Annotated in this window: 9 protein-coding genes; 7 read left to right on the top strand and 2 right to left on the bottom strand. The window is 68.7% G+C overall.

Features of this window, described 5'->3' with window-relative positions; translation table 11 throughout:
• Positions 1–25 precede the first annotated feature (25 nt).
• Together ppsR and SOM18_RS17580 are read right to left on the bottom strand one after the other, a co-directional pair.
• On the bottom strand, positions 26–1,456 hold the full coding sequence (ppsR, locus tag SOM18_RS17575; protein WP_031439831.1) for a transcriptional regulator PpsR: 1,431 nt from the start codon (positions 1,454–1,456) through the stop codon (positions 26–28).
• A gap of 30 nt (positions 1,457–1,486) precedes the next feature.
• Entirely contained in the window at positions 1,487–2,125 is a 639-nt protein-coding gene (locus SOM18_RS17580; protein ID WP_320482090.1) for a cobalamin B12-binding domain-containing protein, read from the bottom strand.
• Positions 2,126–2,615: 490 nt separating this feature from the next.
• On the opposite strand from SOM18_RS17580, the gene bchF reads away from it, so the two are divergent.
• The 7 genes from bchF to SOM18_RS17615 are packed head-to-tail and all read left to right on the top strand — an operon-like array spanning position 2,616 to position 12,627.
• On the top strand, positions 2,616–3,155 hold the full coding sequence (gene bchF, locus SOM18_RS17585) for a 2-vinyl bacteriochlorophyllide hydratase (protein ID WP_042466658.1): 540 nt from the start codon (positions 2,616–2,618) through the stop codon (positions 3,153–3,155).
• Entirely contained in the window at positions 3,152–4,468 is a 1,317-nt protein-coding gene (locus SOM18_RS17590; RefSeq protein ID WP_320482091.1) for a ferredoxin:protochlorophyllide reductase (ATP-dependent) subunit N, read from the top strand. The genes bchF and SOM18_RS17590 overlap by 4 nt, the downstream gene beginning before the upstream one ends.
• A complete protein-coding gene (gene bchB / locus SOM18_RS17595; protein ID WP_031439828.1) occupies positions 4,468–6,021 on the top strand; it encodes a ferredoxin:protochlorophyllide reductase (ATP-dependent) subunit B in 1,554 nt (517 codons plus the stop codon). Before SOM18_RS17590 ends, bchB begins: the two co-directional genes overlap by 1 nt.
• Positions 6,011–9,559: a magnesium chelatase subunit H gene (locus SOM18_RS17600; protein ID WP_320482092.1), complete on the top strand. Its 3,549-nt coding sequence runs from the start codon at positions 6,011–6,013 to the stop codon at positions 9,557–9,559. The genes bchB and SOM18_RS17600 overlap by 11 nt, the downstream gene beginning before the upstream one ends.
• Positions 9,560–9,569: 10 nt before the next feature.
• Positions 9,570–10,472 (top strand): ferredoxin:protochlorophyllide reductase (ATP-dependent) iron-sulfur ATP-binding protein, encoded by a 903-nt coding sequence (gene bchL / locus SOM18_RS17605; RefSeq protein ID WP_031439826.1) that lies wholly within the window; start codon positions 9,570–9,572, stop codon positions 10,470–10,472.
• Complete coding sequence (gene bchM / locus SOM18_RS17610; protein WP_320482093.1) at positions 10,472–11,170, top strand: magnesium protoporphyrin IX methyltransferase; 699 nt, start codon at positions 10,472–10,474, stop codon at positions 11,168–11,170. The genes bchL and bchM overlap by 1 nt, the downstream gene beginning before the upstream one ends.
• On the top strand, positions 11,167–12,627 hold the full coding sequence (locus tag SOM18_RS17615; protein WP_031439824.1) for a BCD family MFS transporter: 1,461 nt from the start codon (positions 11,167–11,169) through the stop codon (positions 12,625–12,627). The genes bchM and SOM18_RS17615 overlap by 4 nt, the downstream gene beginning before the upstream one ends.
• Positions 12,628–12,634: the final 7 nt, after the last annotated feature.

A 12,634-nucleotide genomic window follows, 5' to 3' on the forward strand; every position in this document is an offset into this window, starting at 1 on the left:
ACCAATGCCGATGACCCTCGCGCGCTCAGCCGTCACCCGACACGAGATTGCCGAGGCCGTGGCGATGAAGCTTCGAATAGAGGCTTTGCCGACTCACGCCGAGCACCTCCGCCGCGGATGCGCGATTGTCCGACGTATAGGCCAGCGCCGCCTCGATGCAGAGCCGCTCGATCAGATCGGTGCTCTCGCGCACGATCTCTTTCAGCGACATGCGCCCCACCAGCTCGGTCAGTTGCTCGACCGATCGCGGCGTGTCGTGCGCGACCAGCGGCACCTGGCGCAGGCGACGTCCGACATGGCGGATCGTGAAGCCGAAACACTCGCTGCCACCCATCGGCGCGACCACGCCGGACACCTCGATCTCGGCCTGCGCACCCGCCGCGCCGCGCAGGATCGTCGCGACGTTGCGGACCGAGCCATGTTCACGCAGCTGCGCGACGATCAGCTCGAGATCGATGCCCGGCCGGCCCAGCCACGCGCCCAGCCGCGCGCCGATCAGCCGCTCGATCGACGGCATTTCAGTCAGTTCGACAAAGGCGGCATTCGCGGTCAGCACCACCAAGTCGCGATCGACCAGCACGAACGAATCGGGCATGCGCTCGACCACGTCGCCGAGTGTCGCCTCGTGCCGCCGCGCACCGACGACCGGCTCGACCGCCTCGATCCGGACGATCAGCGACGGGCTGCGCGCCTGACGGAACAGCTTCGCATCGATCCGCACGTCGACCGCGCGATCGTTCAGCCGCAGCGCGACCGGTGCGACATCGTCCGCCGCCTCCGCCGCACCGAGATGCGCGACCAGGTCGTCGCGATCATGCGGATCGACGATCGTGCTGACCGGTGCACCGACCAGCGTATCGGCGGCGGCATCGAGCAGCCGCAGCGCCGCCGGATTCGCCTCGCGGATACGGCGCGAGCCGGCATCGACGACCAGGATCGCATCGGACGCCATGTCGAACAGCATCCGGTACCGCGTCTCGGCCTGGCGCAGGCGGATATAGTCGCGCTCCAGCGCCTGTTGAGTCTGCAGCAGCCGCTGCTGCGTCGCCGCCGCGCCGCGCAGGTCGCGACCGATCGCGACGAGTCGATCGGGTGTTCCCAGCGACATCACCAGATAGCGGACCGGCACGTCGCCACCCGCCGCGGGATGCGTCACCTGTCGCCAGCGCGCGGGTTCGGGACTGCCCGCCGCCGCGAGCATCTCGGCCGCCTTGGGACGGCTTTCGACCGTCATCGTGTCCATCCAGCGTTCGCCGACCCAGCCGGCAAAGCCGTGATTGGCAAGATCACCCTGCGACACCGCCACGTCGAGGATCCGCCCATCGGCGGCAAGGATGAAGGCGACGTCGCCGACGGCCGCGAGCAGCGACGCGGCCACGCGCGCGCTCAAGGCCCCGGGCGCGGCGTCGGGGCGGGCGAAGGCCAGATGCGGGGAAGAGGCGATAGTCTTGTCCATCGACGAGCGTCGCGCTCCAATCTGCAGCAATCAATTACACGCCGTGGTCCCCCATGCGCTTTCGCGGAGAAGATCGCCGGCCAGTTTCAGCGCGAGTTTCGCATCGGACGCGGTACCATCGGCGCCGACTTTGGTGGCGAGATCCGGGTCTGCATTTAAAATCGCACCGCCGACCATGATGCAGACACGAGGATTTCGCGAAACCCCTCGCAACGCAGCAATGATCGATGCAAGTCCGGCGATATGGCAGTCGCAACTGATCGTCAATCCGATGATATCGAACCAGTCCGCCGTCGCGGCATCCAGCAACACGGGCGTTTCCGCGTCGTTGATCCGGTCCGTCAGCCAGCCGCCATGCCGAAAGACCTCGTCGAGGACGATCGTCCCGAAGCTGTGATGATCGCCCTGTAACGACGCGAATAATGCCCGATGTCGATCGCCCGGATCTGTCCGAATGCTGGGCATGCGGCCGGCAATCTCGTGCACGACTTCCTGCAGCCGCCACAACCCCATCGTGACATCGACGAAATCGCAGCGATCATCATCCCAATATTCACCGAGCAGGCGCGCGGCGGGTGCGAGCAGATCGACCATGACCGTCTCGACCGAAACACCGCGGTCGAGGATCGTCTCGATGTGCGCAAGCAGGCGGTCGGCATCGACCTGCATCACCAGCGGCGCGAAGATGCCCACCTCGACGCTGTCGATCGGGCCATCCGTCCCGATCTCGGCAGAGGGCATCGCCGCACTGGCATGTGCCGCCATCAGCCGCGGAATGATCTCGCATTCGATCAGCGCCGACAAAGGGCGATCATAGTCCCCGTCATCGCGACGCGGCCCCGGACCAAGATCTCGGCGGCCATCGCTCCAGTCCCGACGTGCAAACGACCCGGTGCTCCACCGGAAACCGCGCGAATAGTGAGTAACCGCTGCCATTACCGGCTCTCCCCAGCCTGGTCGACACGCCAACAACTACAGACCGGGACCTGCATTTGGCAGATTAGCGGCGACTCGCAGCATATCCCACTTGCAATTGACTGACAACCGGACGGTTTTGCTGCACCGCACAACCTGTTCCGAATTATGGACGTCCAAATAACTTGACACTTTTTGAGGGGCGGGCGTAAGGTCCGATCGGAACTTGGGCAGGCGGGGCGCGATGCAAGCGAACGACCTTTCTCCGGCAGATCGGCAGGGCGGCGCGGCCGTCCCGGGCTCCGGCCGGGCAGCCGCCCCGCTCTACACGCCGGACCAGCGCGAGCGCCGCGACTCGTCGGCCTGGACACTGGTCCAGGGGGTGCTCGCCCCGATCCAGTTCCTGATCTTCCTCGTCAGCCTGACGCTGGTGCTGCGCTATCTCGCGACGGGCGACGGCGTGGTCGCCGCCACGATATCGATCATGGTCAAGACGGGCGCGCTCTACGCGATCATGATCACCGGCGCGATCTGGGAGAAGCAAGTGTTCGGCCAATGGCTGTTCGCCCCCGCCTTCTTCTGGGAGGACGTGGTGAGCATGCTCGTGCTCGCGCTGCACACCGCCTATCTCGTCGCGCTCGCCCGCGACTTCGGCAGCGAGGCGGGACGCATGTGGCTCGCGCTCGCGGCCTATGCGAGCTACGTCGTCAATGCCGCGCAGTTCCTGATCAAGCTGCGGGCCGCGCGGTTGCAGCGTGCACCCGCGGGCATGGCCGCGTCATGACCGCCCCGCTTTCCACCCCCCTGCCCACCGCCCCCCTGCCAACCGCGCAGCATCTCGGCCGGACCGGGTGTGACGCCGCGCCGGTACTGCGCGAGCGCGGCCAGCGCGAGGTGTTCTGCGGACTCACCGGGATTATCTGGCTGCACCGCAAGATTCAGGACGCGTTCTTCCTCGTCGTCGGCTCGCGGACCTGCGCGCATCTGCTGCAATCGGCGGCGGGTGTGATGGTGTTTGCCGAGCCGCGTTTCGCCACCGCGATCATCGAGGAGCGCGACCTCGCGGGGATGGCGGACTGCAACGACGAGCTCGACCGCATCGTCGACCAGATGCTGCTGCGCCGGCCCGACATAAAGCTGCTGTTCCTCGTCGGCTCCTGCCCGTCGGAGGTGATCAAGCTCGACCTGTCGCGCGCCGCGGCCCGGCTGTCGGTCAAGCATGGCGGGACGACCCGGATCCTCAATTATTCGGGCAGCGGGATCGAGACGACCTTCACCGAGGGGGAGGATGCCTGCCTCGCGGCACTGGTCCCCGGCCTCGCCGCCGACGCATCCCCCGCGCCGAGCCTGATGATCGTCGGCGCGCTGCCCGATGTCGTCGAGGACCAGTTCCTCCGGCTGTTCGACGCGCTCGGCATCGGCCCGGTTCACAGCCTGCCCGCACGGCGCGCGGGGGCGATGCCGCCGGTCGGGCCCAATACGCGCTTCCTGCTTGCCCAGCCGTTTCTCGGCGAGACGGCGCGCGCACTCGAGGATCGCGGCGCGACCCGACTCGACGCGCTGTTCCCGTTCGGCGCCGAGGGCACGACCGACTGGCTGCACGCCGCCGCCCAGGCGTTCGACGTCGACGCGATGCAGTTCCGGCGCACGATCGCGCCTGGCCGCGAACGCGCCAAGCGCGCGCTCGCGCATGCACGTCCGCTGCTCGAGGGACGGCGGATCAGCTTCCTCCCCGATTCCCAGCTCGAAATCCCGCTCGCGCGCTTTCTCGCGACCGAGCTCGGCATGATCCCGGTCGAGGTCGGCACGCCCTATCTTCACCGCCGCCACCTCGCGCGCGAACTCGCACTGCTCCCCGCCGCGACGCGGCTCAGCGAGGGGCAGGATGTCGATCGTCAGCTCGACCGCCTGCGTGCGGACCGCCCCGACCTCACCGTCTGCGGCCTCGGTCTTGCCAATCCGCTCGAGGCCGAGGGGCTGACGACGAAATGGGCGATCGAGCTCGTCTTCTCGCCCGTCCACGGCTTCGACCAGGCAGGCGACCTCGCCGACCTCTTCGCGCGACCGCTGCGGCGGCGCGACCTGCTGAGGGTGTGATGCAGCTGACCGTCTGGACCTATGAGGGACCACCCCATGTCGGCGCGATGCGGATCGCGACCGCGATGGAGGACGTGCATTATGTCCTCCACGCGCCGCAGGGCGACACCTATGCCGACCTGCTGTTCACGATGATCGAGCGGCGCGGCAAGCGCCCGCCGGTCACCTACACGACCTTCCAGGCGCGCGACCTCGGCAAGGATACCGCGGCCTTGTTCCAGACCGCGGCGCGCGATGCCTATGCGCGCTTCACGCCGGGCGCGATGCTGGTCGGCGCCTCGTGCACCGCCGAACTGATCCAGGACGATCCCGCCGGGCTGGTCGCGGCGATGGACCTGCCCTGCCCGGTCGTGGCGCTCGAACTCCCCAGCTATCAGCGCAAGGAGAATTGGGGCGCGGCGGAGACCTTCTACCAGCTCGTCCGGACCCTCGCGCCCAGCCCCGCGCCCAACCGGGCAAACGCGCGCCCGACCGCCAACATCCTCGGCCCGACCGCGCTCGGCTTCCGGCACCGCGACGATGTGATCGAAGTCCGCCGCATCCTCGATGCGCTGGGAATCGCCGTGAACGTCGTGGCGCCGCTCGGCGCGACCACCGCGGACATCGCCCGGTTGCCCGAGGCCGATTTCAACATCTGCCTCTATCCCGAGATCGCCGACACCGCTTGCCGCTGGCTCGCGCGCGAACACGGCCAGCCCGTCGTCACCACCGTGCCGATCGGCCACGGCGCGACGCGCGATTTCATCGCCGAACTGGCGGCGCTGACCGGGATCGATCCGACGGATGCATGCGACCTTGGCCACCTGCCCTGGTGGAGCCGCTCGGTCGACTCGACCTATCTGACGGGCAAGCGCGTCTTCATCTTCGGCGACGCCACCCACGCGATCGCCGCCGCCCGCGTCGCGCGCGACGAACTGGGGTTCGAGGTCGTCGGGCTCGGCTGCTACAACCGCGAATTCGCGCGCAACCTGCGCACCGCCGCGGCGCTCTACGGCGTCACGCCGCTGATCACCGACGATTATCTGGTCGTCGAGGAGGCGATCCAGGCGCTGCAGCCCGAACTGGTGCTCGGCACGCAGATGGAACGGCATATCGCCAAGCGGCTCCGAATACCGTGCGCAGTGATCTCTGCGCCCGTCCATGTCCAGGATTTCCCCGCACGCTATTCGCCGCAAATGGGGTTCGAGGGGGCAAACGTGCTGTTCGACACCTGGGTCCATCCGCTCGTGATGGGGCTGGAGGAGCATCTGCTGACGATGTTCCGCGACGATTTCGAGTTCAGCGACATAGCCGGCGCGAGCCATCTCGCGCCCCTCCCGGTGGCGCCCGAGCCCGCGCTGCAGGCGGTATCGCCCGAGGTCGCGCCCCGCCCCGTCCCTGACGCCAGCGCCCCGCGCGTCTGGTCCGCCGATGCCGAGAGCGAGCTGCTCAAGATCCCCTTCTTCGTCCGCGGGAAGGCGCGTCGCAACACCGAGCGATTCGCCGCCGAGCGCGACGTCGCGACGATCACGATCGACACGCTCTATGATGCGAAGGCCCATTATGCCCGATAGCGCCATCCGCCGCCCGGTCCCGCTGCATGTCGTGATCGTCACGCTCGACAACCATCTGTCGGGCGCCGCCGAACGCGCCGCCGCACGGTTCGCCGCGGACGATAGCGGGATCACGATCGGCTTCCACGCCGCGGCCGACTGGGATCGCGGCACCGGGTCGCTCGATCGCTGCATCGCCGATATCGGCCGCGCCGACATCGTCATCGCGACGATGCTGTTCCTCGACGACCATATCCGCGCGGTGCTCCCCGCGCTGACCGCGCGCCGCGAGGCCTGTGCCGCGATGGTCGGGCTGATGTCGGGCAGCGAGATCGTCCGGCTGACCAAGCTCGGCGACTATCGCATGGACAAGCCGGCCAGCGGTCCGCTCGCGCTGCTCAAGCGGCTGCGCGGATCGGCCAAGCCCGGCGCGTCGTCGGGCGCGGGACAGATGCGGATGCTGCGCCGGCTGCCCAAGATCCTGCGGTTCATCCCCGGCACCGCGCAGGACGTCCGCGCCTATTTCCTGACGCTGCAATATTGGCTGGCGGGCAGCGACGACAATGTCGTCGGCATGATCCAGGCGCTCGCCGGCCGCTATGCAGGCCACGCGGTCCGCGCCGCGGCGCCGCACGATTATCCCGAGGTCGGCGTCTATCACCCCGCGATCCCGGGCCGGATCGCCGACCGGGCGGACGCGCTGCCCGGGGTGGGGGGCTCGCGCGGCACGGTCGGGGTGCTGATGCTGCGCTCCTATCTGCTCGGCCGCGACACTGGTCATTATGACGGCGCGATCGCCGCATTCGAAGCGCGCGGGCTGCGCGTAATTCCCGCCTTTGCCAGCGGGCTCGACTCGCGCCCCGCGATCGAGCGCTTCTTCATGCGCGACGGCGTGCCGATCGTCGATGCGGTCGTCTCGCTCACCGGGTTCAGCCTGGTCGGCGGCCCCGCCTATAACGATGCCGAGGCGGCGGAAGCGATCCTCGCCACGCTCGACGTGCCCTATGTCGCGGCGCATCCGCTCGAATTCCAGTCGCTCCAGCAATGGGGCGCGGGCCGCCAGGGGCTGTTGCCGCTCGAGGCGACGATGATGGTCGCGATCCCCGAACTCGACGGCGCGGTCGTCCCGAGCGTGTTCGGCGGTCGCGCGGACGGATCGGGCGCGTGCAGCGGGTGCGCACGCCGCTGCACCTTCACCGAATTCGGGCTGACGCGCGAGATGCGCTCCTGTCCCGACCGCGCCGAGGCGCTGGCGGGCAAGGTCGCGCGGCTGGTCGACCTGCGCCGGTCCGAACGACGCGCGCGCAGGCTCGCGGTCGTGCTCTTCAACTTCCCGCCCAATGCCGGCGCGACGGGTACCGCGGCGCATCTCGCCGTCTGGGAATCGCTCCACGCCACGCTCACGGCGCTCGCGGCCGCGGGCTATGCGGTGGACGTCCCCGCCGACGTCGACGCGCTGCGCGAGGCGGTGCTCCACGGCAACGCCGCGCGCTACGGTGCCGATGCCAATGTCCATGCCCGCATCCCCGCCGACGATCATGTCCGCCGCGAGCCGCATCTGGCCGCGATCGAGGCGCAATGGGGCCCCGCCCCCGGCCGGCAGCAGAGCGACGGCGCGTCGATCCACGTCCTGGGCGCGCAGTTCGGGCAGGTGTTCGTCGGGATCCAGCCCGCCTTCGGCTATGAGGGCGACCCGATGCGGCTGCTGTTCGAGGATCGCTTCACCCCCACCCACGCGTTCAGCGCCTTCTACCGCTGGCTGCGCGAGGATTTCGCCGCCGATGCGGTCCTGCATTTCGGCACGCACGGCGCGCTCGAATTCATGCCGGGCAAGCAGGCGGGGTTGAGCGGCGACTGCTGGCCCGAACGGCTGATCGGCGATCTGCCCAACCTCTATCTCTATGCCGCGAACAATCCGTCCGAAGGGCTGATCGCCAAGCGCCGCTCGGGCGCGACGCTGATCAGCTATCTGACGCCGCCGCTCGCGGAAGCGGGGCTTTACAAGGGGATGACCGAGCTGAAGGCGCTGCTCGAGCGGTGGCGCTCGTCGCCGTCGGACGCGGAGCGCGACCTGCTCGATCCGATGATCGTCGCGTCGGCGGCTGCGCTCGATCTCGACGCGCGCAACCTCGATGCCCTGTCGGCCAATCTCTACGAAGTCGAACGCGAGCTCATTCCCTACGGGCTGCATGTGCTCGGCCAGCCGCTGCCCGAGGCGATGCGCGCGCAGATGATCGCCACGGGCGCCGATCCGTCGCTGTCGTCCGACAATCCCGAACTCGGCGCGCTGATCCATGCGCTCGATGCGGGGTTCGTCCGCCCGGCGCCGGGCGACGACGTACTGCGCAACCCCAAGGCCTTGCCGACCGGGCGCAATATCCACGGCTTCGATCCGTTCCGGATCCCCGGGAGCTTCGCGATGGCGCAGGGCCTCGCACAGGCCGACGAGGTGATCGCACGCCACACCGCGAGCGGCGCGGCCTTCCCCGAGACGCTGGCTATGGTGCTCTGGGGGACGGACAATCTCAAATCGGAGGGGACACAGATCGCGCAGGTGCTGGCGCTGATCGGTGCACACCCGCGGTTCGACGGCTATGGCCGGCTCGCGGGTGCCGAATTGATCGCGCTCGACGATCTCGGTCGCCCGCGGATCGACGTGATCGTCACGCTGTCGGGCATCTTCCGCGACCTGCTGCCGCTCCAGACGCGGATGATCGCGGAGGCCGCATGGCTCGCCGCGACCGCGGACGAACCGCTCGACCGCAACGCGGTGCGCCGTCACGCGCTGGCCTACGCTGAGCGGACCGGCTGCGATCTCGAAACCGCGGCGCTGCGCGTCTTTTCCAATGCCGAGGGCGCCTATGGCGCGAACGTCAACCTGCTGATCGACGATGGCGCGTGGAGCGATCCCGACGAGATTGCCGAGGTGTTCGAACGGCAAAAGGGCTATGCCTATGGCCGCACCGGCACCCCCGCGCGCCAGGCCGATCTGTTCAAGGCCGCGCTCGCCGGGGTCGACCTCGCCTATCAGAATCTCGACTCGGTCGAGCTCGGCGTCACCGATATCGACCATTATGTCGATGCGCTCGGCGGGATCAGCCGCTCGATCACGCGCGCACGTGGCAGCGCGGCCCCGGTCTATATCGTCGATGCGACGCAGGGCGCGACCAAGGTCCGGACGCTGTCCGAACAGGTCGAACTCGAGACGCGCACCCGGATGCTCAATCCGCTCTGGTACGAAGCGATGCTCAAGCACGGCTTCGAAGGCGTCCGCAATATCGAGGCGCACGTCACCAACACGCTCGGCTGGTCGGCGACGACCGGGGACGTCAGCCCCTGGGTCTATCAGCGGATCAGCGAGACCTATGTGCTCGACGACGCGATGCGCGAACGGCTGGCGACGCTGAACCCGAAGGCGTCGGCGCGTGTCGCCAACCGCCTGATCGAAGCGAGCGACCGGCATTTCTGGTCACCCGACGCAGCAACGCTGGCCGCACTCCATGCGGCGAGCGACGACCTCGAGGATCGCCTCGAGGGTATCACCGCGGTCGCGGCATAAGGACGATATCATGGCCCTGCTCGATCCCCCTACCCGCCCCGTTGCATCCCGACCCGATGGCGCGGGCAGCGTCCAGGTCCGGCTCGATCCCGCCGACCGGATCGGCTCCGCGAAGGTGTTCGCGATCTATGGCAAGGGCGGGATCGGCAAGTCGACGACCTCGTCCAACCTGTCCGCGGCATTTTCGCTGCTCGGCAAACGCGTGCTGCAGATCGGCTGCGATCCCAAGCACGACAGCACCTTCACGCTGACCAAGAAGCTCATGCCGACGGTGATCGACGTGCTCGAGACCGTCGAGTTCCACGCCGAGGAACTCCGGCCCGAGGATTACATGTTCGAAGGCTATAACGGCGTGATGTGCGTCGAGGCAGGGGGGCCGCCCGCGGGCACCGGATGCGGCGGCTATGTCGTCGGCCAGACCGTCAAGCTGCTCAAACAGCATCATCTGCTCGAGGAGACCGATGTCGTGCTGTTCGACGTGCTCGGCGATGTCGTGTGCGGCGGGTTCGCCGCCCCGCTGCAGCATGCCGAGCGCGCGGTGGTGGTCGCGTCGAATGATTTCGACAGCATCTTCGCGATGAACCGCATCGCCGCCGCAATCCAGGCCAAGGCGAAGAATTACGAGGTGCGGATGGCGGGCGTCATCGCCAACCGGTCCGCCGCGACCGACGAGATTGATCGCTACAATGCCGCCACCGGGCTGAAGCGCCTCGCGCATTTTCCCGATCTCGATGCGATCCGGCGCAGCCGCCTCAAGAAATGCACGCTGTTCGAAATGGAGCAGACGCCCGAGGTCGCCGCCGCGTGCGATGAATATAAGCGCCTCGCTGCGTTGCTCTGGTCGGGCTGCGATGCGCTCGACGCGATGCCGATGAAGGATCGCGACATCTTCGAATTTCTGGGGTTCGAATGATGGCCAGCCTGGTTCCCTCCACCGGCTATGCCGCGCGGCGCAACCGGCTCGAAACCTATTTCGACCGCACCGCATCGCAGACCTGGGCGCGGCTGACGTCCGATGCGCCCGTCAGCGGCATTCGCGCCACGGTCCGCGCCGGCCGCAACCGGATGCGCAAGACATTGCTGTCCTGGCTGCCCGCGGACATGACCGGACTGCGGCTGCTCGATGCGGGCTGCGGCACGGGCGCGCTGGCGGTCGAGGCGGCGCGGCGCGGTGCTTCGGTGGTCGCGATCGATCTCGCCGCCAGCTTGGTCGAGGTAGCGCGCGACCGGTCGCCGGCCGGGCTCGCGATCGACTGGCGTGTCGGCGACATGCGCGACGCTGCGCTCGGCATGTTCGATCATGTCGTCGCGATGGATTCGCTGATCCATTACCGCAGCACCGACCTCGTCGAGCTGGTGGAGACGCTGACCCGACGCACGCGCGGTTCGATGCTGTTCACCTTCGCGCCGTCGACCCGGCCGCTGGTCGTAATGCACGCGATCGGCACGCTCTTTCCCCGCGCCGACCGTGCGCCGGCGATCGAGCCCGTCCGCGAACGCGTCCTGCGCGGGCAGCTGCACGCGAGCGTCGGTCATGCGCGGATCGGTCGCGACGCGCGCGTCGCCAGCGGTTTCTACACCAGCCACGCGCTGGAGATGGTCGCCGCATGAACCGGCTGGTCGCCTTAAAGACCGGCGCATTCTGGGCGCGGCTCGGCACCCGGTTCCTGCCGTTCGCAGACGCGGCGACCGACGACCTGCCGCTCGGCCGTCTGCTGCGGCTGTCGCTGTTCCAGCTGTCGGTCGGGATGACCGCGGTGCTGCTGACGGGCACGCTCAACCGGGTCATGATCGTCGAGCTCGGCATGTCGACCAGCCTCGTCGCGGCGATGGTCTCGCTCCCGCTGCTGTTCGCGCCGTTGCGCGCGCTGATCGGGTTCCGCTCGGATCACCATGCCTCGCTGCTCGGGTGGAAGCGCGTGCCCTATCTGTGGTTCGGCACGCTCTTGCAGTTCGGCGGCCTGGCGATCCTGCCCTTCGCGCTGCTGGTCATGACCGGCGGCGGCACGGGCCCCGCGATCTTCGGGCAGATCGGCGCGGCGCTCGGCTTCCTGATGGTCGGCGCGGGGATGCACACCACGCAGACCGCGGGGCTGGCGCTCGCAACCGATCTCGCCCCCGACGATGCGCGGCCGCGTGTCGTTGCGCTGCTCTACGTCATGCTGGTCCTCGGTATGATGGTCAGCGCGATCGTGATCGGCCGGCTGCTTGCCGATTTTACCCCGACCAAGCTGGTCCAGCTGATCCAGGGCGCAGCGGTGCTGACCGTCGTCCTCAATCTGGTCGCGATGTGGAAACAGGAAGCGCGGGGGCCTCGCCCGGTCGTGCCCCGGCCCGATCGCCCGAACTTCGGCGCGATCTGGGCGATCTTCATCGCCCGCCCGCGCACGCTGCGGCTGCTCGTCGCGGTCGGGCTGGGCGCCGCGGCGTTCAGCATGCAGGACGTGCTGCTCGAACCCTATGGCGGACAGGTGCTCGGCATGACGGTCGGTGCGACCACCGCGCTGACCGCGCTCTGGGCGCTCGGCATGCTGGGCGGGTTCGCGCTCGCCGCCAGACGGCTTGGTGAGGGCGACGATCCGCATCAGCTGGCGGGCTTTGGCGGCGTGCTCGGCGTCACCGCGTTCCTGTGCGTGATCTTCGCCGGCGCGCTGTCGTCGGTCGCGTTGCTCGGCACCGGCGCGGCGCTGATCGGCTTTGGCGGCGGACTGTTCTCGGTGGGTACGCTGACTGCCGCCATGGCGATCGCCGACGCGGGGCCACTCGACGGACGCACCGGGCTCGCGCTGGGGGCCTGGGGCGCGGTGCAGGCAAGCAGCGCCGGCGTCGCGATCGCACTCGGCGCAGTCCTGCGCGACCTCGTCTCGGCGTCAGCGATGGCGGGGGCGTACGGCCCGACGCTGGCAACCCGGGTCACCGGCTATGCCGCGGTCTACGGCGTCGAAATCCTCCTGTTGCTCGGCACGCTCGTCGCGCTCGGCCCGCTCGTGCGCGGTCGGGGCGCCACCGTCGACGCGGTCGGCGAGCGGCCGGTGCCGCGTTTCGGTCTCAGCGAATTTCCGGTCTGAAGGGACG

It is taken from the genome of Sphingomonas sp. CFBP9019 (assembly GCF_034045155.1).
Classification (GTDB): Bacteria; Pseudomonadota; Alphaproteobacteria; order Sphingomonadales; family Sphingomonadaceae; genus Sphingomonas; species Sphingomonas aerolata.